Below are 21,781 nucleotides of genomic sequence, written 5' to 3'. Positions count from 1 at the left end.
TAGAAAAATATCAGTCAAAACCTCCTTTTAATAAGGGCAGGTTTTGACTTTTTTATTTTGGTAAATGATTAAGAAAGAGAAATATGAAGAAAGTTTGTGAAATTCGTCACAAAAAGTTCATGTTCAAAACATCACAAACTACCTTAATATTTTATAATAGCCTTAGCGAAGTGATATAGTAATGTTAACAGGCAAGTAAGTAGTTTGAGGAGGGAAAACAATTGGAATTTGATAGCGTCATGCTAAGTCGTATATTAACTGCAAGCACCTTACTTTTCCACGTCATCTTTGCGACGATCGGTGTTGGAGTTCCAATAATGATTATGATAGCCGAGTTTCTGGGAATTAAGAAAAATGATCCGCATTACTTAGTTCTTGCCAGACGATGGGCTCGGGGCTACACAATTACGGTAGCAGTTGGAGTTGTAACAGGAACAGCGATTGGACTGCAGCTGTCATTGCTGTGGCCAAGCTTTATGCAATTCGCAGGGCAAGTCATCGCGCTGCCGCTATTTATGGAGACATTTGCCTTCTTCTTTGAAGCTATATTCTTAGGGATTTATTTGTATACGTGGGATCGTTTTAAAAACCGCTGGGCACACTGGTTACTGACCATTCCTGTAGTTATAGGGTCTACATTATCCGCATTTTTCATTACATCTGTTAACTCATTCATGAATACACCGCAGGGATTCGATATCGTAAACGGTGAAGCGGTAAATATTGATCCGTTAGCTGCTATGTTTAATCCAGCAACGCCGGCAAAAGTTTTTCACGTAGTGATGTCCAGCTATATGACGGCAGCGTTTATATTGGCCGCTATTGCCGCATTTGCGCTTGTCCGTAAAAAAGGAAAGGACTATCATAAAAAAGCATTGCGCTTAACAATGATTACCGGACTAATATTTGCTGCAGGAACTGCGCTTGCAGGGGATTTATCTGCCAAGTTTTTAGCTGAGCACCAGCCTGAAAAGCTTGCAGCAGCTGAATGGCACTTTGAAACGGAGTCTAATGCAGACTTATTGGTTTTTGGAACAATTAATGAGGAAGGCGAGGTAAGTAATGCTCTCAGGATACCAGGAATGCTTAGCTTTTTGTCTGGAAACTCTTTTGATACAGAAGTAATTGGACTAAATGAATTTCCTGAGGATGAAAGACCGCCATTGGGCATTCATTACGCTTTTGATATAATGGTAATGATTGGGATGTATTCACTTTTCATCTCCGGATTGTTTATCGTTCTAATGCTCTTTAAACGGTTTAATGAATGGAATAAACCACTATTATGGGGAATTGTAGCAAGCGGTCCTTTAGCTATGATTGCGATTGAATGCGGTTGGATCCTGGCGGAGATTGGACGTCAGCCATGGATTTTAAGAGGCATTATGAAAGTTGATGAGGCAGCTACAACCTCTGGTGACGTTGGAATAGCACTTGCAATGTTCCTGCTGCTGTACGGCGTACTTGGAACATTTTGTGTAACGGTCTTAATCAAAATGTTTAAAAACAGACCGCCTGAGGCTGAACTTGAAAAACGCTATCCAAACGGCAAAATATAGGAGTTTAAATAAGGTGAGGGTTTTCCTTCCTCACCTTTTTATTTAGCAGAAGGAGGTTGTCTCATGAGCTTAGAAGTTTTAGGTATTTCGGTGCTTTGGATATTTTTATATGGATATTTAATTGTTGCAGCTATTGACTTTGGTGCAGGATTCTTTGCTTATTACGCGAGAATTACCAAAAGAGAACATATCATGAGTAAATTGATCAGCAGGTATCTTTCACCTGTATGGGAAGTGACAAATGTCTTTTTTGTTTTCTTTTTTGTTGGATTAGTTGGTTTTTTCCCGGACACCGCGTATTACCTGGGTACTGCGCTGTTAATACCGGGAAGTATCGCAATTATCCTGCTGTCTATTCGGGGTTCTTTTTATGCCTTTGGCAATTACGGACCCAGCAATAACACTTTTTTCTTATTTTTATATGGAGCAACCGGACTTTTGATTCCGGCATCCCTGTCAACTGCTCTTACAATATCAGAAGGCGGGTTTCTCGAAGTTACAGACGATGGGGTTGTGTTTTTGGCTAAAGAGCTCTTTACAAGCCCGTATTCATGGAGTGTTGTAACGCTTGCAATCGTTTCAGTACTGTATATAAGCGCAAGTTTCCTTACCTATTATGCACACCGTGCTGAAGATATTGAATCGAGAGTCATATTGAGAAAGTTTTCTTTATTCTGGAGTGCGCCTACGATCTTAGCCAGTTTAATGGTCTTTGTTGCTTTGAGAGAACATAACCCTGAGCATTTTCAGAATGCAATTGGAATCTGGTGGATGTTTGGACTTTCCCTGCTTTTCTTTATGATTGCCACTTTTCTTATGTATAAGAAAAAAATGTATGGTTTCTCATTTATAAGTGTAATGCTTCAATTTTTCTTTGCCTTCTTCGGCTACGGGGCATCTCATTTACCTTATATTATCTACCCATATGTGACAATTACCGGAAGTGTTGTGAATGAAACAATGGGAACGGCGCTGGTCATTGTATTTATTGCAGGTTTGCTGCTGCTGATCCCATCCCTGATTTTGCTTATGCGTTTATTTCTATTCGATGCCGATTATGTTAAAGGAAAGAAATAAACGTAATGCATTGATTGGAATATGGTAAGATTATAAATATCATATGAACAATTTATGGGGGAATTAGCGTGAAAAAGGAGTTTGTTGTAATTGGTTTGGGCCGATTTGGCGGTAGCATCGTCCGGGAACTAATCGAACAGGGCATGGAAGTAATGGCTATTGACAAATTTGAAGATAAAATTGACGAGTTCGCCAATATTGCAACCCATGCGGTAATGGCTGATACGACAGATGAATCGGTTTTAAGAAGTTTAGGCATTCGCAATTTTGACCATGTTATTGTGGCGATTGGCGATGATATTCAAGCCAGTATTTTAACAACGCTGATGTTAAAAGAAATTGGGGTTAAAAAAATTACAGTAAAAGCACAAAATGATTATCATGAAAAAGTATTAAGACGCATTGGAGCAGATAAAGTCGTTCATCCTGAAAGGGACATGGGTAAAAGAATTGCCCATAATATTGTATCGAATAACGTTCTCGATTATCTTGAGCTCTCAGATGAACATTCCATTGTTGAAATTGTAGCAAACGATCTGCTAATAGGAAACACAATTATCGGACTTGATATTCGGGCGCAATATGGAATAAACATCGTGGCCATTAAACGAAAAGATGATATTATCGTGTCTCCTCAAGCCACTGATGAAATACAGGCTGGTGACATTCTGATCGTAATCGGAGCGGACACTGATATTAATCGATTTGAAAAAAGGGTAATGCAAAGCTCGTAATTAAAAGAGAAAAACCTTTGATCTTAAAAAGATCAAAGGTTTTTTTATCATACTTCCATGATGATTGGTAAAATCATTGGACGGCGTTTTGTTTTTTCATAAAGAAATGGTTCCAGTGTCTGTGTAATTTCATTTTTAATTTCTGACCACTGATTTGTTTTGCGGTTAAGCACTTTATTCAGGTGTTTATGAATTAATGATTGCGCCTGGTGAATCAGCTCTCCGGATTCTCTCATATACACAAATCCTCTTGAAATCAGATCGGGTCCTGAAGCTACACGGTGATCTTTCATATTAATGCTTACTACTACAACCACCAGACCTTCTTCAGATAATATTCTGCGGTCACGCAATACGATGTTGCCAATATCGCCAATACCGCTGCCATCGATATAAACAGAACCAGAAGGGATCTTGCCTGCCACACTTGCCTGATCGCTGCTTAAAGCCAGCACGTCTCCATTATCCATCACGAAGCAGTTCTCTTCAGGAACATCACAATCAACTGCTAATGTTACATGAGTTTTTTGCATTCTGTATTCACCGTGAATGGGAACAAAAAACTTAGGTTGAATTAATCGCAGCATTAATTTTTGTTCTTCCTGAGAACCATGTCCAGAAGTATGGATGTCATTTAGCGGTCCATGAATGACGTCTGCACCTGCTCTGTAAAGCAGATTAATTGTACGGTTAACGCTGATCGTATTGCCAGGGATAGGGGAAGAAGAGAAAACAACGGTGTCCCCAGGGATTATTTGAATTTGACGATGCGTACTGTTGGCAATGCGAGACAGCGCAGCCATCGGCTCACCTTGGCTTCCCGTACACAGAATGACAACTTTATCAGCAGGCAGCCGGTTTAATGTATGAGTATCAATGAATGTATCTTTTGGGGCACTGATGTAGCCCAATTCGTGTCCAATTGAAATGGCATTATCCATACTGCGGCCAAATACAGCCACTTTCCGGCCATACTTTACAGCCGCTTCTGTTACCTGCTGCAGCCGGTAGATATTCGAAGCAAATGTAGCGAATATTATTCTTCCGTTTACTTTGCGGAAAATATCTTCAATGCTCTCCCCAACTTTACGTTCAGACAATGTAAAGTTAGGCACTTCACTGTTGGTGCTGTCAGAAAGAAGAGCAAGAACACCTTCTTTTCCTATTTCGGCCATTTTTGCAAGGTTTGCAGGTTCACCTACAGGCGTGAAATCAAATTTAAAATCACCAGTATGAACGATATTGCCCGGCGGGGTTTTAACAACTATCCCATAGGAATCAGGTATGCTGTGAGTTGTTCTGAAAAAGCTTACAGCTGTTTTTCTGAACTTAATTACATCATCTTCACCAATCGGATGCAGCGTGGTGTTACGTAATAATCCGTGTTCTTCAAGTTTGTTTTTTAACAGACCGAGGGCTAACTTTCCGCCATAAACAGGAATATTAACTTTTCTAAGAAGATAGGGAATACCTCCAATATGGTCTTCGTGGCCGTGGGTGATAAAAAGGCCTTTAATCTTATCAACATTTTTTTCAAGGTATGTGTAATCGGGTATTACATAGTCAATCCCCAGCAGGTCGTCTTCAGGAAATTTTATTCCTGCATCAATTAAAATAATTTCATCTTGGAATTGAACACCATATGTATTCTTTCCAATTTCACCCATTCCGCCGAGGGCAAACACAGCGGTTTGGTCGTTTTTCACGAACTTCATTAATTATAGCGACTCCAAACGGTAATTTTCATGGTTTTGTTCATACTCAAGATATTTGCCCTCTAGCTTTTGAACTAATTCAATGTTGTAGTTCCGGTCTTTTAACTTTAAGCGAACATCCATCTCTGAATCTGCTTCCAAATAAAGTGTTTTTGTTTTTTCTCTTACTGGCACTTCAGTTGCACTTTCTTGAAAATAAACTTTAAAAATCATTACAATCTCTCCTTCAACTTATGAAAACTTATTTAATGCGGATAACATTACTGTTTGCCGCTATTATTTAAAGGTTAACTTTCTTTTTATTATTAACAGCAGCCCATTAATTTAGACTCCAAAATAAAGAACAGCCCTCCTGAATATGAAGGGCTTTACAGGGTCCTTAGGCAATTGTCTTTTTACGTAGCATGTCTCTCCACTGTCGTGCAAGCTTCTTTCTAAGCTTCTTCAACATTGCGGATCACTCCTTACCTATATAATACCTTGAATTCAGCAGTATGTAAAGACAAGCCTCTTGACATTAACAAGGAATGGATAGAGGGGTGGTCCGTTGATAAAACTGATTAAGCCGGGCAATTATTTGCCATTTCCGAAGCTTTGAAATTCATAGAAGATGCTCCTGATTATAGAATTATCTATCCAGGGGCACTGCATTGGGAGGTTCAAAATACGGATCTTTTTGATTGATGTAATCATAAAACATGACACCATTAAGATGATCAATTTCGTGCTGGACAGCAATAGCAGCAAGTCCTTTTAGTCTGAGCTTTACAGGTTTGCCATCTATATCAAACGCTTTAATGGTGACCCTTGAATAGCGCGGTACATAACCAGGTATGTTCCGGTCGACCGACAGACATCCTTCTCCTGAAGTAAGATACGCCTTCTCAACCGAGTGACTGACTATTTTAGGATTGACTAACGCATAACTGTGCAGCTGGTCAGCATCATCTTCTAAATGAACAGCAAACATTCTTTTGGGAATATTTATTTGAGGTGCGGCGAGTCCAATCCCCGGCCGAAGACCATACTTTTGAGCAGTCTCCGTATCCTGGCTGTTTTTAATATACTGCATCATGCTCTTTAGGATTTTTTTGTCTTCCTCCGACGGGGGAAGGGTGATTTCTTTTGCAACCTGGCGCAGGGCAGGATGCCCGTCGCGAACAATATCTTCCATAGTAATCATATCAATGGTCCTCCTGATCAGTAACTAATCACACTGATAGTTCAAATATAGCGTGATCGAAAGCAATTAGCATTATCATACCAAAGAATAGCAGAGAAAAAAATATGCTGTTGCTGCAAACTAAATTCATCCTAATTTCCTTAAGTATGGTAAAAATGATTGCTTCTTGAATTAATCATCGATATTATAATAATTGTCATCATCTCAAGGGGGTACATAGATCGTGAAGAAATCTATTTTAGCAGGAACGTTTTTATCTTCCATATTATTGGCTGGATGTGTATTTGGAAGCTCGCCGGAAGAAGATATTAGTGGAATTCTAGACTCAACTGTAGAAAAAGAACAAGGTTTTGTTGATTCCCAGGAACCAATAAAAAAATTAGAGCAGGAAGAACAAGAGCTTTTTGATAAAATCATGTCTTTAAACATGGAAGAATTCAAGGAAGTTGAAAAGCAAGCCGATCAGGCGCTTAACAACCTGGAAAAGCGTGAAGAACAATTAACAACAGAAAAAGAATCAATTGAAGAAGCAAAAGAAGAATTTAAAGGAATTAATGATCGTGCAGAGGATATAGAGGATGAAAAGCTGCGAGCTCACGTTGAGAACATGATTGAAGTCATGGACAAACGCTATAAGCTTCACGGCGAATTAGCTGCACAATATACAGAAGCCCTTGAATATGACCGAGAGCTGTATACGATGCTAAAGGATAAAGAATTGAAACTTGAAGATCTGGAAGCGCAAATAGAGAAAGTAAATGCACAGTACAATTTAATAACAGAATCAAATGAAGAGTTTAATTCAATTACAGATGAATATAATTCGCTGAAAAATGAATATTACGATTTAGCGAAATTAAACGAAGAAGAGTAGGATATCCTGCTCTTTTTTTGTTTCCTGATTTTTAATGACAGATCTATAACAGCAAAATACAAAAAAATAATAATAGTACAGAAATGATTAATTTAGTAATACAGTTAGTGGAAAAATGGATAGTTTGACACTCCTCCCGATGAAAAGAAAAAAGTATAGAACGTATGTATTGACGCCATGCTTTTTTATATTGTAAACTAAGTTTCGTGAAGCGTATTGTATTAGTATTTTATTGTGAAGAACTGATACAGAAAAATAAAAAACAAATTTTTAGGTTTTTCCTCATAAATTTGTGGAAAAATAAAAAGTATGTCTAAGCATGTATATGGAGATGCGTGAAAGCATAACTCCTTTAATTTTAATAATGGAAGGATAGGTGGAATTTAATGGCTACAAAGAAAAAAGCTATGTTTGATGCGGTTAAGACGCTTGAAACGATCGAAGATCAATTTGAGATGCTTCAAATCTTAGATCAAGAAGGAAATATTGTAAATGAAGCGGCAATGCCGGAAATCAGTGACGAGGAACTGCAGGAATTAATGCGCCGTATGGTGTACACGCGAATTCTTGATCAGCGCTCTATTTCTTTAAACAGACAGGGACGCCTTGGTTTTTATGCTCCGACAGCCGGTCAGGAAGCATCACAGATCGCTACACATTTTGCATTGGAAAAAGAGGACTGGGTGATTCCGGGCTACCGTGATGTACCTCAAATTATCTGGCACGGTCTTCCTTTATCACAGGCATTCCTATTTTCGCGCGGACATTTCCTTGGCAACAAATCTCCTGAGGGCGTAAACGTACTTCCTCCTCAAATTATTATTGGAGCTCAGTATGTACAGACAGCAGGAATCGCTTTAGGACTTAAAAAACGCGGTAAAAAAGCTGTAGCCATTACATACACAGGTGATGGCGGTTCATCTCAAGGCGATTTCTATGAAGGCATCAACTTTGCAGGATCCTATGCAGCTCCTGCCATCTTTGTTGTTCAAAACAATCAGTTCGCCATCTCTACTCCAAGAGATAAGCAGACTGCAGGGAAAACCATTGCACAAAAAGCTGTTGCGGCAGGTATTCCCGGAATTCTTGTAGACGGAATGGATCCGCTGGCTGTATACGCTGCAACCAAAGACGCTCGTGAGCGTGCGGTTAATGGCGACGGTCCAACTCTAATTGAGGCACTTTGCTACCGTTATGGTCCACATACAATGGCCGGTGATGATCCAACAAGATACCGTACAGATGAAATGGACACAGAGTGGGAAAAGAAAGATCCACTAGTTCGTTTCCGTAAATTCCTGGAAGGCAAAAACCTTTGGAATGAAGAAAAGGAAAACGAAGTAATTGAAACAGCTAAAGAAGAAATTAAAGAAGCAATTAAAGTTGCTGATGATACAGCTAAACAAAAAGTGACTGATCTTATGGAAATTATGTATGAAGAAATGCCTTACAACCTGAACGAACAGTATGAAATTTACAAAGAGAAGGAGTCGAAATAAGCCATGGCGCAAATGACAATGATTCAAGCAATTACGGACGCTTTACGCACCGAAATGAAGAACGATGAAAATGTACTTGTCTTCGGTGAGGATGTCGGTTTAAACGGCGGCGTTTTCCGTGCTACAGAAGGACTTCAAAAAGAATTTGGCGAAGAGCGTGTATTCGACACTCCGCTTGCTGAATCAGGTATTGGCGGTCTTGCAATCGGTCTTGCTCTTGAAGGCTATCGTCCCGTTCCGGAAATTCAGTTTTTCGGTTTTGTATTTGAAGTAATGGACTCCGTAAGCGGTCAAATGGCTCGTATGAGATATCGCAGCGGCGGTAAATATTCTTCACCTATTACAATCCGTTCACCATTTGGCGGCGGCGTTCATACACCTGAACTTCACGCTGACAGCTTAGAAGGATTAATGGCACAACAGCCTGGCCTGAAAGTGGTAATCCCTTCGACACCTAAGGATGCGAAAGGCTTATTGATTTCCGCTATCCGTGACAATGACCCTGTTATTTTCCTTGAGCATATGAAGCTTTACCGTTCATTCCGTGAAGATGTTCCAGAAGAGGAATATACGATTGAGCTTGGAAAAGCAGATGTTAAACGAGAAGGCACTGACCTTTCTATTATTACTTACGGGGCGATGGTACATGAGTCCCTAAAAGCAGCTGAAGCACTTGAAAAAGAAGGTCATTCAGTAGAAGTAATTGATATTCGTACAATTCAGCCGCTTGATATTGAAACAATTATCGCATCTGTTGAAAAAACAAATCGTGCAATTGTTGTGCAGGAAGCTCAAAAACAAGCTGGTATTGCTGCGAGCATCGTTGCTGAAATTAATGATCGTGCTATTTTGAGCCTTGAGGCACCAGTTCTGCGTGTTGCAGCAGCTGACACTGTATTCCCTTTCTCACAGGCAGAATCAGTATGGCTTCCTAACTCAAAAGATGTCATTGCTACAGCTAAAAAAGTTCTTGAATTTTAATGAAGAAATCAATTGAAACGGAGAAAATCTTCTCCGTTTCATCCATATTCCGAACAATAATTATCCATCAGGAGGTCGAAAACATTGTCATTTGAATTTAAATTACCAGATATCGGTGAAGGTATTCATGAAGGTGAAATAGTAAAATGGTTCATCGCTAAAGGCGACAAAGTCGAAGAAGATGATGTGCTGTGTGAAGTGCAAAACGACAAAGCGGTAGTTGAAATTCCTTCTCCAGTAGCAGGTACTGTTGAAGATATCCTTGTTGAAGAAGGCGCTGTAGCTGTTGTGGGCGATACGTTGATTAAATTTGATGCGCCAGGCTATGAAAACCTTAAGTTCAAGGGTTCTGACAGCGATGACGACAAAGAAGAGGCTAAGAAAGAAGAGCCTAAGAAAGAAGAACCAAAAGAAGAAACTTCCAATGAGGAAGAGAAGCAGGCTGCAACTTCAAATGATACAGAAACAGCACCGGCTCCTAAAACGGACGTGGACCTTGACCGACGTATCATCGCGATGCCTTCTGTAAGAAAGTATGCACGTGATAAGGATGTAGATATCCGTTATGTTGCGGGTTCAGGCAAAAACGGCCGTATTACCAGTGAAGATGTAGATGCTTACCTAAGCGGCGACTCTGCTTCGGAAGAACCATCTGCACAGGAAGAAGCAAAAGAAACCTCTTCTAAACAAGAAGAAAAAGCAGCTCCTTCTAAACCGGCAGTACCTGAAGGTCAATATCCGGAAACACGTGAGAAAATGAGCGGAATGAGAAAAGCAATTGCTAAAGCAATGGTTAACTCTAAACACACAGCTCCTCACGTTACATTGATGGATGAAATTGATGTTACTGCTTTAGTGGCACACCGTAAGAGATTTAAAGAGGTTGGTCTTGAAAAAGGAATCAAACTGACATTCTTGCCATATGTAGTGAAGGCACTTGTATCTGCACTTCGTGAATTCCCGGCATTAAATACATCTTTAGATGATGAAACACAAGAGATTGTTCAAAAGCACTATTACAACATTGGAATTGCTGCTGATACTGAAAAAGGTCTTGTCGTGCCAGTTGTGAAAGATGCTGACCGTAAATCAGTCTTTACAATTTCAGATCAAATTAATAATCTTGGAGCAAAAGCCCGTGATGGCAAACTGACAGGCGATGAAATGAAAGGTGCATCTTGCACAATTTCAAATATCGGTTCTGCTGGCGGCCAATGGTTTACTCCGGTTATTAATCATCCAGAGGTTGCAATTCTTGGAATTGGTCGAATTGCGGAGAAACCTGTTGTAAAAAATGGTGAAATTGTAGCAGCACCTGTGTTAGCATTATCATTGAGCTTTGATCACCGTATGATCGATGGTGCTACAGCACAAAATGCAATGAATCATATTAAACGTTTATTGAACGACCCAGAACTTTTACTAATGGAGGCGTAAAACCATGGTAGTTGGAGATTTCCCGATTGAAACAGATACACTGGTAATTGGATCAGGTCCCGGAGGATATGTAGCAGCGATTCGTGCTGCTCAGCTAGGTCAAAAAGTGACAATTGTTGAAAAAGAATATATGGGCGGCGTTTGTTTAAATGTCGGCTGTATTCCTTCGAAAGCAATGATTACAATTGGTCACCGTTTTGAACAGGCCCAGCACTCTGATGATATGGGAATTGTAGCTGAGAACGTAAAGCTGAATTTCGATAAAGCGCAAGAGTGGAAAGCCGGAGTTGTAAAAAAACTGACAGGCGGCGTAGAAGGTCTTTTAAAAGGCAATAAAGTTGATATTGTACGCGGAGAAGCTTATTTTGTTGATGGAGAAACCATCCGAGTAATGGATGATAACTCAGCACAAACGTACAAATTTAAAAATGCAATTCTTGCAACCGGATCACGACCAATTGAAATTCCGTCATTCAAATTTTCAAAACGGGTTCTTGATTCAACTGGCGCATTAGCACTTAAAGAAGTGCCTAAGAGCATGGTTGTTATCGGCGGCGGATATATCGGCACTGAGCTGAGCACAGCTTATGCAAATATGGGTACAGAAGTAACCATTCTTGAAGGTGCAGATGATATTCTTGGCGGATTCGAAAAGCAAATGACTCAAATTGTTAAAAAAGGCCTTAAGAAAAAAGGCGTAAATGTTATTACAAAAGCAATGGCTAAAGGCGTAGAAGAAACTGAAGATGGTGTTACAGTTTCTTATGAAGCAAAAGGCGAAGAAGTGAAAGTGGAAGCGGAATATGTTCTTGTAACAGTTGGCCGCCGCCCTAACACGGATGAAATTGGCCTTGAGCAAGTAGGAATTGAAATGTCAGACCGTGGTATCGTGAAAACAGATAAGCAATGCCGTACAAGTGTTGATAACATTTTCGCGATTGGTGATATTGTAGACGGTCCTCCTTTGGCTCATAAAGCTTCCTACGAGGGTAAAATCGCTGCTGAAGTAATCAGTGGAGAAAAATCTGAAGTAGATTATATGGCAATTCCTGCTGTATGCTTCACTGATCCAGAATTGGCTACAGTCGGTTATTCAGAAGGACAAGCAAAAGAAGAAGGCATTGAAGTAACAGCTGCTAAATTCCCATTTGCTGCTAACGGACGTGCACTTGCCCTGAACGAATCTGAAGGATTTGTTAAAATTGTAACGCGTAAAGAAGACGGATTAATTATCGGTGCTCAAATTGCTGGTAATGGTGCCTCTGATATCGTTGCTGAATTAGGACTTGCTATTGAAGCAGGGATGACGGCTGAAGATGTCGCAATGACGATTCATGCTCACCCTACACTAGGTGAAATCACAATGGAAGCTGCAGAAGTAGCCCTTGGTACACCAATTCATATCGTAAAATAAAGTGACTTAACCCCTCTGATTATATCAGAGGGGTATTTATATAATTAAAGGCTTTTTTATAACAGAATTGTTAAACTTCACAGCACTGATTAAAAATGCCGGTGTGAGGTACGTCCCATTCAGTTGATCACCAGCAGCAATTAATCCTGTATTTAATACAATAATGAATTTATAGTGAATTATTTGGATTATATTTAATACCAGTCATTACATATTTAGATAACTATGATAAAATATGGCTGAATGAGTGTCGAAAGGTGAGGAGAAAATGAAGTACATAGCTACATTGGGGTTGGCCGGTTGTCTGCTTTTGTCTGCCTGTTCAGCAGATGCAGATAGCGAAAGTTCAAAGGATTCTGAAGCGGTAAGCGGGCAGGCGCAGGAATCAGAAAAGAAGCCAGAAGAAAAAGAAGTTGAAGAGAATAGCGATGTTGATAAAGAAGAACCGGCAGAACAAGAAAGAGTGGATCCTCTTTATGAAATTAATGAGGCAAATTGGTCTGTTTCTCCAATAGGAGATGCAAATTCCAAGGTAGTGCTTTTAACATTTGATGATGCGCCTGATCAACATGCTGTTGAAATGGCTCATAAATTAAAAGAACTTGATGCCAAAGCCATCTTTTTCGTTAATGGTCATTTCTTAGATACGCCGGAGGAAGAGGAAAAACTAAAAGAAATTCATGATTTAGGGTTTCCTATAGGAAATCACACTTTTTCTCATCCTAGCCTGCCGGATCTGACTGAAGAAGAACAACGTGAAGAAATTGTTTCATTAAACGATCGGGTTGAAGAAATTATAGGAGAAAAACCAGTATTTTTCCGTGCACCTTTTGGAGCGAATACAGATTACTCCAAGCAAGTTGTAAAAGATGAAGGTATGGTATTAATGAACTGGACCTATGGTTATGACTGGGAAGCTGATTATCAGAATTCAGCATCTCTGGCGGATATTATGGTTAACACCGAATATTTAACCAATGGTGCGAACCTGCTTATGCATGATCGAACGTGGACAAACGAAGCATTGCCTGCAATTGTTTCCGGATTGCGGGATAAAGGGTATGATCTAGTAGATCCTCTTACAATTAAAGGTGTCTCTGAGTAAAACTTAACATTGAATAATTAGTTCATGTAGGTTAAGATATATAAGGAAGCGCTTACAAACATATGGGGATGGGAGTAAGAGCTGCGGACCATCAGATCGACAAATAGACCGTCATGAATAAAAAAAGAGACCTCACAGGGTCTCTTTTTTTTGTTATTTTATTGCTCTGTGTTCCTTAATTACACGAAGATAGTGTAAAGATTCGTCTTCTGGACCTTGTACAGGGAGACCTGCTTCAATATTTTCATGAATATAACTGAGATTTTCTTCAGTAATGATTTCTCCTGGAATAAAAATAGGAATTCCCGGAGGGTATACCATTATAAATTCAGCGCAAACCCTTCCTGCTGTTTCATCAATAGGCAGCAATTCTGTTTCTGCGTAAAAAGCATCTCTGGGCGTAATAGCGAGCAATGGAATAGAAGGGAGCATAACAGAAGGTGGAACAAAGTCAGCTTCATGTTTAAATGCCTGTGACAGGGATTTCATTGCTGTGATTAAAATATCTGCTTCCTTTTCGGTGTCACCGGGTGTAATAATACAAAGGATATTATATAAATCGGATAATTCAACCTCAATATTAAATTTTTCTCTCAGCCATTTCTCCGCTTGATATCCGGTAATTCCTAACTCCTTGACAGAAATAATGATTTTGGTAGGGTCGTAATCAAATGTTGCTTTGGTCCCCAGTATTTCCGCTCCTATACAGGTCAGCTGCTCAATGCTTTTTAGTTCATAACGAATAAATTCTGCTAAGTCGATCGTTTGCTGAATTAGAGCTTTCCCTTCAGTAGCAAGCCTTTTTCTTGCAACATCCAATGATGCAAGCAACGGATAGGATGTAGAAGTTGTGGTAAGCATGCTTAAAATAGTCTGTACGCGTTTTGCTGATACCAGCCCTTCTTTCATATTTAAAACAGAGCTTTGGGTCATCGAACCGCCGAGCTTGTGCACACTGGTTGCAGCCATATCAGCTCCTGCCTGCATAGCAGAAGCGGGGAGGCCATCGTGAAAGTGAATGTGTACGCCATGAGCTTCATCTACTAGAACAGGAACGTTGTAGGAATGTGAAATTTCTACAATGCTCTTCAGATCCGCTGCTACTCCAAAATAAGTAGGGTTGATAACAAGGACGCCTTTCGCATCAGGGTGCTGATTAAGAGCGTTAGAAACGGAATCAGGCGTAATGCCATGGGATATTCCAAGCTTTCGGTCTACTTCGGGATGTATGAAAATAGGAACCGCTCCGCAAAATACAATTGCAGACATGACAGATTTATGAACATTTCTAGGAACGATAATTTTATCTCCAGGTCCACATACGCTCATAACCATCGTCATTATAGCTCCGCTGGTTCCCTGTACAGAAAAGAAAGTGAAATCTGCACCAAAAGCTTTCGCAGCTAAATCCTGAGCGTCTTTAATTAAAGTCTTGGGCTGATGAAGGTCATCAAGAGGAGCAATGTTAATCAAATCGATCGATAGCACATTATCTCCAATAAATTCTCTGAATTCAGGGTCCATGCCAGTCCCTTTTTTATGGCCCGGTATATGAAATTGCACAGGGTTTTTTTCGCTGTGTCTTTTTAAGCCGGAAAATAGTGGTGTATCTTTTTGTGTTAAGTTTCCATTCGGACGCTTTACATCAAGTGTTGCAGGTAGTTGCGACAATTTCTTCCACCTCTTTAAGGTTTTTCGTTTTAATGATCAATAACAGAAGAATTATAGCATTTTAATGCAGGAAAGAAAACGAAAATGTCAGTTGTGAAAGAGGAACAGGCATCAGCTGTTTCATAAATAACAGCAGTTGGGTACAATAAGATTGAATCCTTAAAAAGCAGGTGATGAGATGGAGTATCAATATCCTATTTCAATCGATTGGTCAACTTCGGAAATTATTGATGTTATGAAGTTTTTTGAACTGGTAGAGAAAGCTTATGAATCATCCATACAACGTGATGAATTCATGACGGTTTATAAACGTTATAAAGAAATCGTTCCTAGTAAGTCTGAAGAAAAGACAATTGATAAAGAATTTCAGGAGGCAAGCGGGTTTTCTACCTACCGGGTTGTAAAAAAAGCAAAAGGGTCGGAACCTGGAGAACGATTTTCAATGAAATAAATAAGGATGAGGCCTTAGGGCCTCATCCTTATTTATTTTGAGCTTCAACTGCTTCTTTGTACAGAGGCACAAGTTCTTTGTAAGTTGTCTTAATAACCTCTACAAGCTTTTCTTCATCCTGTACAGCCTCATCTGTAGGCAACAGTCTTTTTCCAACAAGAAACTCTGCTTTTTTCACATCTTGAAAACGTTCAAGTGCATGCAGAAAATCGCCTTCATTCATTTCGCTGATCTTTTTTGCTTCTTTTTTCATATGATCTAAAGAAATCCAACCGTCCTCTGGCAGTGCGTTAACTACATCATCAAAGTTTTCTATAAATGATTGAGCAATTTTTGCTTTTTGCGGAAGCTCATAAATAAATGCCAGCCATATAAATAAATGGTCATCCCATAGACCGACTTGAAAGTGAGGAAGCTTTTTATAGCCGCGTTTACTGGGAGCAATGGCCATCCAGGTATCATTTGGAGGGTTTACCGTACGTCTGGCATGACGTGCAATATGCAGATGCATTTCCTCATTTAATTCATTTTCTAAAAAAGGCACGATTTTACTGCCTAATGCTGCAAACTTAGGCTGTATTTTTGCTTGGATGGATTCCATACGCTCATCCAGCCCTTCAATTGTAAAAACCTCAAAGTCACTTTTCGCAAAACCGGTTGTCATCATATCGCTCCTTGATTAACTATTTTATAGGTCTGAAAAAAATAAAGAACATTGTAATAAAATGCTTAATTTCGTTTGAACTATTTATTTTGTGGCAATAATATCGATAAGATCTTATAAAACATTGGCCATAAAAAGTTGGTACTATTGTAGCATAATTGTTTGGTTAGAATAAACAAATCTGTTCCGCATAGAATGGGTAACAAGTAAAAACCACTAAATCTTAAACAGCCGATAACACGGTAAAGCTGAGAGGGGTGCAAGGAAATGAAGCAGGTCATCCAGGTTACTAGAAAAAGAGATCTTAAAACGGAAAGGGTTGCCGTCTTGCGTATGGAGTTAGATTATGAACTGGCAGTTTTGTTTGAAGCGATGGAAGAAAAGAATGGAAGCTCCGTTACGTCCACAAAGGAAAAACTTCAAACGATTCGTCAAGAGCTCCTTGATCTAACAGGTGGAATGTAGGAATCAGATGTTCTAAAGTTTACTGTAAGCGCAAAGCTAAGACGGATGCTCTGAATTTCAGGGCATTCGTCTTAGCTTTTTGGTCGTATTTCTTGCACTCCTTTTTTTGTTAAGCTAGTCTAAGGATAGATTATCCCATTTTAGGAGGCTTTCCTATGACAGTCAACTGGACTGAAATTGATGAATTTGCAAAACAACTGATCTACCGTGCGGGTGAAACCATCCGGGAATCATTTAAGAACCCTCTTCAAATTGATTCTAAAAGTGATGCGAATGACCTGGTGACAAATATGGATAAGGAAATTGAAAAATATTTTGTGCAGGAAGTTAAAAAGGCGTATGCTTCTCATCATATAATGGGTGAAGAAGGGTTTGGAGAACAACTGAAATCGCTGGATGGGACCGTTTGGATTGTCGATCCGATCGACGGAACAATGAATTTTGTCCATCAGCAGCGGAATTTTGCTGTTTCTGTCGGTATTTATCATAATGGCATTGGCATGCTGGGTTACATATATGATGTGGTTTTGGACGAACTTTATCATGCCCGAAAAGACCATGGCGCGTTTTTAAATCAAAAACAGCTTGCACCTCTGAAGCCGGTGGCGGTCAAGGAGTCAATTCTTGCCTTGAATGCCACCTGGGTTACACCGCATGACAAGGTGCCTTACGAAGTTTTTGGCCCCCTTGTCCACAAGGTAAGAGGCACTCGGTCCTATGGCTCTGCTGCCCTTGAAATGGCTTATATAGCTTCAGGAAGGCTTGATGGCTACCTGACGATGAGGCTTTCTCCGTGGGATATTGCGGGAGGAAAGATTATTATTGAAGAAGTTGGCGGGGTAGTAACAGACCTTTTTAATAACGACCATACCCTTTTGTCAAAAGAGTCATTTTTTGCTGGCAATCCAACTGTTCACAAAGAAATTTTTGAGCAGTATATCCAGGGGAAATTGGAAGTAAAATAAAAAACGCTGGGCAGCTACTGCTCAGCGTTTTTTATTTCACGTGCTTCCCGGTGTTTTTTCTTGGCTGTAAAACCTAAACCGAATACAACAATGACCATTGCTATGGAAAATAATGTTCCCACAACGCTTCTTTCTCCAACTGCTATTCCCACACCTGTCATCGCAATAACTGCGGCAAAGGCATATATGACAAAGATTCCGTTCCCATTCTTCATAAAAACAACCCCCTCCCAATCATTTTACATAATTCATTTTTGTATTTCTACCTTATTATGATATAATAGTACAGTTAATAAAGCTTGGAAAAGCATTCAGGAGTGAAATAATGACAAAGTTAAGACAGGATCTTCGAAATATTGCAATTATCGCTCACGTAGACCACGGAAAAACAACACTGGTGGACCAGTTGCTCAAACAATCTGGTATCTTCCGTTCAAATGAGCATGTTGATGAACGTGCGATGGATTCAAATGACCTGGAAAGAGAGCGCGGTATCACCATTTTGGCTAAAAATACTGCGATTCAATACAAGGATACAAGAATTAATATTCTGGATACACCCGGACATGCCGACTTTGGCGGTGAAGTAGAACGTATCATGAAAATGGTGGACGGCGTATTATTAGTGGTAGATGCTTATGAGGGCTGTATGCCGCAAACGCGTTTTGTATTGAAGAAAGCACTCGAGCAAAATTTAACGCCAATCGTGGTAGTTAATAAAATTGACCGTGATGCTGCACGACCAGCAGGAGTAATTGATGAAGTGCTGAATCTTTTCATTGAGTTGGATGCGAATGAAGACCAGCTGGAATTTCCGGTAGTATATGCATCAGCTATTAATGGAACAGCAAGTCTGGATCCTGAACAGCAGGATGAAACAATGGAGTCTCTTTATGAGTCAATTGTTGAAAACATCCCGGCTCCGGTGGATAACAGTGAAGACCCTCTGCAATTCCAAATCGCCCTTCTTGATTACAATGATTATGTAGGACGTATTGGAATCGGCCGTGTATTTAGAGGAACAATGGAAGTTGGCCAGCAAGTAGCACTTATGAAACTTGATGGCACGGTTAAAAATTTCCGTGTAACAAAGATTTTTGGATTCCTCGGTCTTAAGCGGGTGGAAATTCAAAAAGCACATGCGGGTGATCTTATTGCCGTATCGGGAATGGAAGATATCAACGTAGGTGAAACAGTTTGTCCAATTGATCATCAGGACGCTCTCCCGATACTGCGTATTGATGAGCCGACACTTCAAATGACGTTTCTTGTTAATAACAGCCCCTTTGCAGGACGTGAAGGTAAATTTGTGACATCACGCAAAATTGAAGAACGTCTTCGTGCGCAGCTTGAGACTGACGTAAGTTTGCGCGTAGACAATACAGCTTCTCCAGACGCTTGGGTTGTTTCAGGACGTGGAGAACTTCACCTTTCTATTCTTATCGAAAACATGAGAAGAGAAGGATTTGAGCTTCAAGTATCCAAGCCGGAAGTAATTGTTCGTGAAATCGACGGAGTCCGCAGCGAGCCGGTTGAACGCGTGCAAATTGACATTCCGGAAGAATATGTTGGATCAGTCATTGAATCAATGGGTGAACGAAAAGGCGAAATGCTTGATATGATCAACAATGGTAATGGACAGGTTCGACTTGTTTTCATGATACCTGCCCGTGGCTTAATTGGTTATACAACGGAATTCCTGACGCTTACTCGCGGATACGGAATTATTAATCACTCGTTTGACAGCTATCAGCCAATGCAAACAGGACGTGTTGGAGGACGCCGTGAGGGTGTTCTTGTATCTATGGACAAGGGGCAGGCTTCTCAATATGCCATTCTTGGTGTAGAAGACCGTGGAACGATCTTCCTGGAGCCTGGTACTGATGTTTATGAGGGAATGATTGTAGGACAGCATACGCGTGACAATGACCTGACAGTTAATGTGACGAAAATTAAAGCTGCTAACAATATTCGTTCTGCAAATAAAGAGCAGACGACAACACTCAAAAAACCGCGTATCATGACTCTTGAGGAATCACTGGAATATTTGAATGACGATGAACTTTGCGAAATTACACCTGAGTCAATTCGTCTGCGTAAAAAAATTCTGGATAAAAGTGAACGTGAACGTGCTCAGAAAAAGAAAAAAACTGCTGAAGCTAATTAATTAAAAGTGAGGAGTGATCATGCATGGTCAATGTGGAGGATCGGTTATCTTTTTTTCCAGCACTGTACCGTGTCGATATCAATCCGGAAATGGGTATGTGGCTCCTTTATATTACGATTATCGCTCTTGCGATTCTGGTGTATAAATTAGGTTTTGCTAAGAGACTGCCGCTTTTAAAATCAGCAGTAATTTATACTTTTCTGATTGCTGGCTGTACGGTTTTAACTTTTCTAGCAATATTCCTCCCAATTACTGAAGGATTGATTATTGCCGCTTTAATTTTAGTGATATACAAAATCCGTTTGCGCAGAGAACAGGCAAAAGGGACAATTTAGTGTTTAAACAGCCTTCCAATTGGGAGGCTGTTTTTTTGTTTGTTTCTAACATCATGGCGTAAAGTAAATTTTTTTTTGAAAAATTTAAAACGTTGATTTAACACATATGTAAACGCATACAATTTGATCAAATGTTCTGATTTGTCTAAAAATTATAATTTAGGCTGTTGACGCCTTTGTTTATCCGCGTTATGATTGTCAACAATTCAAGCACATCAAGCTTTTAGCAGAGGTGCAGCAAGTCAGCAGGAAGGAGTGATTAAGGTGAGCGAACAATTAATTTTTTTAAATGGCGAGTTTGTAACGAAAGCGAATGCCAAAGTATCTGTTTATGACCATGGTTTTCTATACGGCGACGGGGTGTTCGAAGGTATTCGATCCTATAACGGCAATGTTTTCCGTTTAGAAGAGCATTTAGTAAGACTATATGATTCAGCAAAATCGATTTTGCTTGAAATTCCATTTTCAAAAGAGGAAATGACTGAAATTGTACTCGAGACTTTGCGGAAAAATAATTTAGCAAATGCCTATATACGATTAGTTGTTTCTCGCGGCGTAGGCAATCTTGGGTTGGACCCTTTCACTTGTAAAAAACCCAATGTTATTGTGATTGCAGAATCCTTAGCACTATTTCCTAAAGAACTGTATGATAGCGGCATTGAGATCGTTACAGTAGCTAGCAGAAGAAATCGCTCGGATGTCTTAAGCCCGAAAGTGAAATCATTAAATTATTTGAATAATATCTTAGTTAAAATAGAAGCAGGCCTGGCTGGTGTTCCTGAAGCTTTAATGCTGAATGATCAAGGGTACGTAGCAGAAGGATCAGCCGACAATATATTTATCATCCGTGATAATAAAATTTTAACGCCGCCGGGTTATGTCGGAGCGCTCGAAGGCATCACCCGGAATGCAATTATAGATATAGCAAAAAGCAGAGGCTACTCGATGGAGGAACAGGTTTTTACCCGTCATGATGTGTATGTTGCAGATGAGGTGTTCCTGACTGGAACTGCTGCTGAAGTTATCGCAGTAGTAAAAGTAGATGGGCGAACAATTGGAGAAGGTAAACCTGGTGCAGTGACAAATGAACTGCTGCAGGCTTTCAGAGAATTGGTCGTAAAAGATGGAGTAAAGGTTCACAATTCAGAATTAAACGCTGGGTAACATAAATGCGTTAATACGTTCATAAATTAAAGTAAAGAAAAATCAATGATGAGGCAAAAGTAGTCAGTGTCTGCAATTACAGAGAGCCGGTTATGCTGGAAGCCGGTATTGCTGCTGATCACGACATCACCTCGGAGTGGAGCACTGAACGTCATCTCAATTAGGTGCATCCCGGATGTAATCATTACATCCGTTATCAATGAACAGAGGATCTGTTCGAGAGGCAGCAGCAGCTGCGAAGTAGGGTGGTACCATGAAAAGTCTTTTCATCCCTATACAAAAGGCATTCTTTTTGTATGGGCTGAAAAAGGCTTTTTTCTT

Annotated in this window: 21 protein-coding genes and 1 other annotated feature; of the genes, 15 read left to right on the top strand and 6 right to left on the bottom strand. The window is 39.9% G+C overall.

Features of this window, described 5'->3' with window-relative positions; genetic code table 11:
• Positions 1 to 221 precede the first annotated feature (221 nt).
• The 3 genes from E2R51_RS05615 to E2R51_RS05605 all read left to right on the top strand — a co-directional run bounded on the left by E2R51_RS05615 (position 222) and on the right by E2R51_RS05605 (position 3,370).
• Positions 222 to 1,559 (top strand): cytochrome ubiquinol oxidase subunit I, encoded by a 1,338-nt coding sequence (locus E2R51_RS05615; RefSeq protein WP_133376029.1) that lies wholly within the window; start codon positions 222 to 224, stop codon positions 1,557 to 1,559.
• A gap of 63 nt (positions 1,560 to 1,622) precedes the next feature.
• A complete protein-coding gene (locus tag E2R51_RS05610; protein WP_133376028.1) occupies positions 1,623 to 2,636 on the top strand; it encodes a cytochrome d ubiquinol oxidase subunit II in 1,014 nt (337 codons plus the stop codon).
• A gap of 68 nt (positions 2,637 to 2,704) precedes the next feature.
• Complete coding sequence (locus E2R51_RS05605; protein WP_133376027.1) at positions 2,705 to 3,370, top strand: potassium channel family protein; 666 nt, start codon at positions 2,705 to 2,707, stop codon at positions 3,368 to 3,370.
• A gap of 47 nt (positions 3,371 to 3,417) precedes the next feature.
• Here E2R51_RS05605 and rnjA read toward each other — a convergent pair whose 3' ends face one another.
• The 3 genes from rnjA to def form a co-directional block, all read right to left on the bottom strand.
• Positions 3,418 to 5,085, bottom strand: a complete 1,668-nt coding sequence (gene rnjA, locus E2R51_RS05600) for a ribonuclease J1 (RefSeq protein WP_133376026.1) — start codon at positions 5,083 to 5,085, stop codon at positions 3,418 to 3,420.
• Positions 5,086 to 5,088: 3 nt separating this feature from the next.
• Positions 5,089 to 5,298, bottom strand: coding sequence for a DNA-dependent RNA polymerase subunit epsilon (locus E2R51_RS05595; RefSeq protein ID WP_133376025.1), 210 nt, complete (start codon positions 5,296 to 5,298; stop codon positions 5,089 to 5,091).
• A gap of 415 nt (positions 5,299 to 5,713) precedes the next feature.
• Positions 5,714 to 6,268, bottom strand: coding sequence for a peptide deformylase (gene def / locus E2R51_RS05590; RefSeq protein ID WP_133376024.1), 555 nt, complete (start codon positions 6,266 to 6,268; stop codon positions 5,714 to 5,716).
• 223 nt (positions 6,269 to 6,491) lie between these two features.
• On the opposite strand from def, the gene E2R51_RS05585 reads away from it, so the two are divergent.
• From E2R51_RS05585 to E2R51_RS05560, 6 genes are all read left to right on the top strand, one after another.
• Positions 6,492 to 7,142, top strand: coding sequence for a YkyA family protein (locus E2R51_RS05585; RefSeq protein WP_165967146.1), 651 nt, complete (start codon positions 6,492 to 6,494; stop codon positions 7,140 to 7,142).
• A 386-nt stretch (positions 7,143 to 7,528) separates the two neighbouring features.
• Positions 7,529 to 8,641, top strand: coding sequence for a pyruvate dehydrogenase (acetyl-transferring) E1 component subunit alpha (pdhA, locus tag E2R51_RS05580; protein WP_133376022.1), 1,113 nt, complete (start codon positions 7,529 to 7,531; stop codon positions 8,639 to 8,641).
• A gap of 3 nt (positions 8,642 to 8,644) precedes the next feature.
• Positions 8,645 to 9,622 carry an alpha-ketoacid dehydrogenase subunit beta gene (locus E2R51_RS05575; RefSeq protein WP_133376021.1) on the top strand — a complete coding sequence of 326 codons (978 nt, stop codon included), beginning with the start codon at positions 8,645 to 8,647 and terminating at the stop codon, positions 9,620 to 9,622.
• Positions 9,623 to 9,706: 84 nt separating this feature from the next.
• Positions 9,707 to 11,059: a dihydrolipoamide acetyltransferase family protein gene (locus E2R51_RS05570; protein ID WP_133376020.1), complete on the top strand. Its 1,353-nt coding sequence runs from the start codon at positions 9,707 to 9,709 to the stop codon at positions 11,057 to 11,059.
• A 4-nt stretch (positions 11,060 to 11,063) separates the two neighbouring features.
• Positions 11,064 to 12,473, top strand: a complete 1,410-nt coding sequence (lpdA, locus tag E2R51_RS05565; protein ID WP_133376019.1) for a dihydrolipoyl dehydrogenase — start codon at positions 11,064 to 11,066, stop codon at positions 12,471 to 12,473.
• Between the two features lie 268 nt (positions 12,474 to 12,741).
• A complete protein-coding gene (locus E2R51_RS05560; RefSeq protein ID WP_133376018.1) occupies positions 12,742 to 13,578 on the top strand; it encodes a polysaccharide deacetylase family protein in 837 nt (278 codons plus the stop codon).
• Positions 13,579 to 13,731: 153 nt separating this feature from the next.
• Here E2R51_RS05560 and E2R51_RS05555 read toward each other — a convergent pair whose 3' ends face one another.
• Positions 13,732 to 15,249: an aminotransferase class I/II-fold pyridoxal phosphate-dependent enzyme gene (locus E2R51_RS05555; protein WP_133376017.1), complete on the bottom strand. Its 1,518-nt coding sequence runs from the start codon at positions 15,247 to 15,249 to the stop codon at positions 13,732 to 13,734.
• Between the two features lie 178 nt (positions 15,250 to 15,427).
• Between E2R51_RS05555 and E2R51_RS05550 the strand changes: the two genes are divergently transcribed.
• Complete coding sequence (locus E2R51_RS05550) at positions 15,428 to 15,700, top strand: UPF0223 family protein (protein ID WP_133376016.1); 273 nt, start codon at positions 15,428 to 15,430, stop codon at positions 15,698 to 15,700.
• Between the two features lie 28 nt (positions 15,701 to 15,728).
• Here E2R51_RS05550 and E2R51_RS05545 read toward each other — a convergent pair whose 3' ends face one another.
• A complete protein-coding gene (locus tag E2R51_RS05545) occupies positions 15,729 to 16,364 on the bottom strand; it encodes a YktB family protein (RefSeq protein ID WP_306462112.1) in 636 nt (211 codons plus the stop codon).
• A 267-nt stretch (positions 16,365 to 16,631) separates the two neighbouring features.
• On the opposite strand from E2R51_RS05545, the gene E2R51_RS05540 reads away from it, so the two are divergent.
• Together E2R51_RS05540 and E2R51_RS05535 are read left to right on the top strand one after the other, a co-directional pair.
• Positions 16,632 to 16,829: a hypothetical protein gene (locus E2R51_RS05540; RefSeq protein ID WP_133376014.1), complete on the top strand. Its 198-nt coding sequence runs from the start codon at positions 16,632 to 16,634 to the stop codon at positions 16,827 to 16,829.
• 155 nt (positions 16,830 to 16,984) lie between these two features.
• Positions 16,985 to 17,794, top strand: coding sequence for an inositol monophosphatase family protein (locus E2R51_RS05535; protein WP_133376013.1), 810 nt, complete (start codon positions 16,985 to 16,987; stop codon positions 17,792 to 17,794).
• Positions 17,795 to 17,808: 14 nt separating this feature from the next.
• Here E2R51_RS05535 and E2R51_RS05530 read toward each other — a convergent pair whose 3' ends face one another.
• Positions 17,809 to 18,009 (bottom strand): YlaF family protein, encoded by a 201-nt coding sequence (locus E2R51_RS05530; protein WP_133376012.1) that lies wholly within the window; start codon positions 18,007 to 18,009, stop codon positions 17,809 to 17,811.
• Between the two features lie 110 nt (positions 18,010 to 18,119).
• On the opposite strand from E2R51_RS05530, the gene typA reads away from it, so the two are divergent.
• The 3 genes from typA to ilvE all read left to right on the top strand — a co-directional run bounded on the left by typA (position 18,120) and on the right by ilvE (position 21,460).
• The gene (typA, locus tag E2R51_RS05525; protein WP_133376011.1) at positions 18,120 to 19,961 is read left to right on the top strand and encodes a translational GTPase TypA; all 1,842 of its coding nucleotides are present in this window, start codon (positions 18,120 to 18,122) and stop codon (positions 19,959 to 19,961) included.
• A 23-nt stretch (positions 19,962 to 19,984) separates the two neighbouring features.
• A complete protein-coding gene (locus tag E2R51_RS05520) occupies positions 19,985 to 20,296 on the top strand; it encodes a YlaH-like family protein (RefSeq protein WP_133376010.1) in 312 nt (103 codons plus the stop codon).
• 264 nt (positions 20,297 to 20,560) lie between these two features.
• Positions 20,561 to 21,460, top strand: coding sequence for a branched-chain-amino-acid transaminase (ilvE, locus tag E2R51_RS05515; protein WP_133376009.1), 900 nt, complete (start codon positions 20,561 to 20,563; stop codon positions 21,458 to 21,460).
• A gap of 36 nt (positions 21,461 to 21,496) precedes the next feature.
• Positions 21,497 to 21,737, top strand: a binding site (T-box leader).
• Positions 21,738 to 21,781: the final 44 nt, after the last annotated feature.

Source organism: Jeotgalibacillus sp. S-D1, from assembly GCF_004358665.1.
In the GTDB taxonomy this organism is placed as follows: Bacteria; Bacillota; Bacilli; order Bacillales; family Jeotgalibacillaceae; genus Jeotgalibacillus.
This window is presented reverse-complemented; position numbering and strand designations above follow the sequence as displayed.

Excerpts from the sequence above, each read along its gene's own strand:
- E2R51_RS05535 (WP_133376013.1), top strand. The coding sequence starts at position 16,985 with ATGACAGTCAACTGGACTGAAATTGATGAATTTGCAAAACAACTGATC.
- E2R51_RS05560 (WP_133376018.1), top strand. The coding sequence starts at position 12,742 with ATGAAGTACATAGCTACATTGGGGTTGGCCGGTTGTCTGCTTTTGTCT.
- E2R51_RS05530 (WP_133376012.1), bottom strand. The coding sequence starts at position 18,009 with ATGAAGAATGGGAACGGAATCTTTGTCATATATGCCTTTGCCGCAGTT.
- E2R51_RS05540 (WP_133376014.1), top strand. The coding sequence starts at position 16,632 with ATGAAGCAGGTCATCCAGGTTACTAGAAAAAGAGATCTTAAAACGGAA.
- lpdA (WP_133376019.1), top strand. The coding sequence starts at position 11,064 with ATGGTAGTTGGAGATTTCCCGATTGAAACAGATACACTGGTAATTGGA.
- E2R51_RS05520 (WP_133376010.1), top strand. The coding sequence starts at position 19,985 with ATGGTCAATGTGGAGGATCGGTTATCTTTTTTTCCAGCACTGTACCGT.
- E2R51_RS05550 (WP_133376016.1), top strand. The coding sequence starts at position 15,428 with ATGGAGTATCAATATCCTATTTCAATCGATTGGTCAACTTCGGAAATT.
- rnjA (WP_133376026.1), bottom strand. The coding sequence starts at position 5,085 with ATGAAGTTCGTGAAAAACGACCAAACCGCTGTGTTTGCCCTCGGCGGA.
- E2R51_RS05575 (WP_133376021.1), top strand. The coding sequence starts at position 8,645 with ATGGCGCAAATGACAATGATTCAAGCAATTACGGACGCTTTACGCACC.
- pdhA (WP_133376022.1), top strand. The coding sequence starts at position 7,529 with ATGGCTACAAAGAAAAAAGCTATGTTTGATGCGGTTAAGACGCTTGAA.
- E2R51_RS05595 (WP_133376025.1), bottom strand. The coding sequence starts at position 5,298 with ATGATTTTTAAAGTTTATTTTCAAGAAAGTGCAACTGAAGTGCCAGTA.
- def (WP_133376024.1), bottom strand. The coding sequence starts at position 6,268 with ATGATTACTATGGAAGATATTGTTCGCGACGGGCATCCTGCCCTGCGC.
- E2R51_RS05545 (WP_306462112.1), bottom strand. The coding sequence starts at position 16,364 with ATGACAACCGGTTTTGCGAAAAGTGACTTTGAGGTTTTTACAATTGAA.
- E2R51_RS05610 (WP_133376028.1), top strand. The coding sequence starts at position 1,623 with ATGAGCTTAGAAGTTTTAGGTATTTCGGTGCTTTGGATATTTTTATAT.
- typA (WP_133376011.1), top strand. The coding sequence starts at position 18,120 with ATGACAAAGTTAAGACAGGATCTTCGAAATATTGCAATTATCGCTCAC.